This window comes from Azospirillum sp. P4_B5, assembly GCF_056402275.1.
In genome coordinates this window covers 1-2,749 of sequence record NZ_JBFUHT010000113.1, presented here as the reverse complement: position 1 = coordinate 2,749, position 2,749 = coordinate 1, and the positions used below count along the sequence as shown (strand labels likewise).

Sequence of the window (2,749 nt, the reverse complement as noted above, 5' to 3'; positions counted from 1 at the left end):
CCGCGCTCGGCGCCAAAGAGCGTGTAGAGGTCCTGCTCCACCAGGGAAGGGGGATCGCCGAGCAGCGGCGCGTAGGTGAATGCAACGGCGGCAATGCAGGCGGCGGTCAAGGGCACCATGACACGTCGGGGTCCGGGATGGTGAGGTGGCTTCGTCGACCATGCCCGTCATTGCAGCCGCCAATCGAGCCCCAGCGGTTGGCTTGGATGCCTCGCCGGGCGGCGCTCGGCAAAAATGCCCGGTTCCGAACACTGGGGCCCGCTTCGGAATGTTGGGCGCCCAAAAGCAACCCACTGACCAGAAACAGTTTTTCCGATCCGGCCCCGATCTCTGGGCGCCCATTGGGCGCCCAGCTCGAAAACCTGGGCGCCCAAACGTAACCGTATGATCGGAAACGACTTTTCCCATCTTGGCCGGATGCTTGGGCGCCCAACGCGTTTCGTTGGGCGCCCAGTGGGCGCCCACGTCGGAATGTTGGGCGCCCGGTTACGAAGAGGGACGGGGCGGGGGAGGGGCAGCAGGCGGAGAAACGCTCCGTCGCCGCCCCGTGACGGGAGGTCCAGGCGCCCACTGGGCGCCCTGCATTCCACCCTTGTGTCGGCTCTGGGCGAGGCGGGCGCCCGCGGCCGTTCCGCGACGCCGCCAGGGGTGCTTTTCGCCCTGAACGCTTCCATCCCCGTCCGCCCCGAAGACCTGAAAATGGAGCTACCGCACTGCCCGGGCCGGGCCGCAGGCTGCCCCGGGCGTTCGGCCACTTCCGCTATCCTGGGCTGTGCGGCATCGCCTTGCCCTCCGGTCCGCCGTCCTGGTGCCCGGCTTTTCCGCCCGCCCGGCACGCCACCGGCTCCACGACGTGGCTCGTTGGAAAGCCTGGTCCGTTCCTGTGGACGTCCGCCGGACGTCCGCAGGACGTCCTCCACCGTCCGCCGGAGCGCGCTCAGCGCCTTCCGCTTCCGCCGCCCGCGCCGACGGGACACCTCCGCCACCCCGTGTGCGCGCTCGGGTTGTCGCAGGGACGCCCCGGCGACCTGCTCTCCGTTGCACGACCCGACGGCGTGGCCAAGGCGGGCGCCCGTTTCTCCCATCCATCCCCAAGGCGGGCGCCTTCTCTTGGTCGCAGAGCCTGAAAAAGCCTTCCGTGCGTGGAGGCCGGGCGCCCGGTAATCGATGCTGGGCGCCTAACGCGTTTCGTTGGGCGCCCAGTGGGCGCCCACGTCCAAACTCTGGGCGCCCAAATCGAAAAATTGGGCGCCCAGCGGGCGCCTGGACTGAGTCGACGGGCGCCCAGTGGGCGCCCGCTTCGGAATGTTGGGCGCCCAAAAGCAACCCACTGACCAGAAACAGTTTTTCCGATCCGGCCCCGATCTCTGGGCGCCCATTGGGCGCCCAGCTCGAAAACCTGGGCACCCAAACGTAACCGTATGATCGGAAACGACTTTTCCCATCTTGGCCGGATGCTTGGGCGCCCAACGCGTTTCGCTGGGCGCCCAAATCGAAAAATTGGGCGCCCAGCCTCCCGCGGGTGCTCGAACGCCCATGCCGACCCCGGCTACCATACTGCCATCGGTTCTTCAGACAGCCCCGAATGGCAAAGCGATCATCACGTTCACCGGAGGCCATGGACGCGCCGCGTCCACCGCCCGACGATGCCGACAGCGGCATTCACCGCCTGAACTTCAAGGGAACGGCTCCCGCGAAGGAGATGGCGCAGCGCCTCGCCACCCTGTCGCGGGAGAACCGCGAGGCTGACGCCGCCAGTCTGCTGGACTTGCTCGCCGCCGATCAGGGGTTGGCCGTCGTCGGCGACCCGCTGAGCGTGCGCGCCGCCAATCTGGTGCGCGACGGGGCGACGAGCGTCCGATTGCTGGTCACGGCCCTGCTGAAGGACGGGCCGGGCGACGTCGAACTTCATCCGCCAGGCGCGCTGCAGGAGCTGGAGCGCCGCCTGGGCGAGATGGCGGCGGATCTCGCTGATGCCCGGCGTCAGAGCGAGGAGAAGGCGGCGGCCCTCGCCGACGTCCGGCGCCGGGGCGAGGAGAACGCCGCCCATGCCGGCGATCTGCAGCGCCGCCTGACCGTGGCCGACCAGGCGCTCGGCGCGGCGCACGCGCGGATCACCGAGCTGGAGGGGGTTCTGGAGGCGGCGCGGCACAGTCTGCTCCAGGCGGAGCGGATGGCGGCGGAACATCCGTCCGCGCGGACGACGGCGACGCCGGTTCATGGGTCGCCGAGCGCCCGCCTTGGAGGTGCCGGGGATATCCCGGGAACGGTTTCCACTCCGGATGCCGCCGACCGGTCCGGCACCGATGTCCGCGCCGATCGGCCCGTAACGCCGCCGACCTCTCCGCAGTCGAAGCTGGGCGGCAGGGTCGACCGCTTCTGCAAGGCGGTTCTGCGCGGCACCAGGAACGCCGCGATGGTCCTCATGGCCAGCACCGCGGCCATGGCCATCCTCGGCGTCGTCATGACCCAAAGCAACGGTGTCACGGCCCCGCCGAGCGAAGCCGACAGCCGGGAGGCGCCGATGCTGCTTGGGTTGTCGTCCGCCGGAGGGGAGGGCGATGCCAGTCGCAGCGTGCTTCCCGGCCTCGCGGCTCCGCCGACAACACCGCCGGCGGCCATCGAGATGGCCTCGTTGCCTCCCGCCGCGCCGGCGGCGGCATCGCCGTCCTTCGGAGGGCGGTCGGCGCCGGCGGTGCCGGAAAAGGCCGCGGTCGAGGCCAAGCCGGTCGACCGCTCGCCGTCACCG

The 2,749-nt window shown here is 70.2% G+C and carries 1 protein-coding gene; it reads left to right on the top strand.

Annotated elements, in window-relative coordinates; genetic code table 11:
• Positions 1–1,618: 1,618 nt before the first annotated feature.
• Positions 1,619–2,749: hypothetical protein (locus AC1DVI_RS32150; protein ID WP_476961434.1), on the top strand; the 1,131-nt coding region annotated here is incomplete at its 3' end.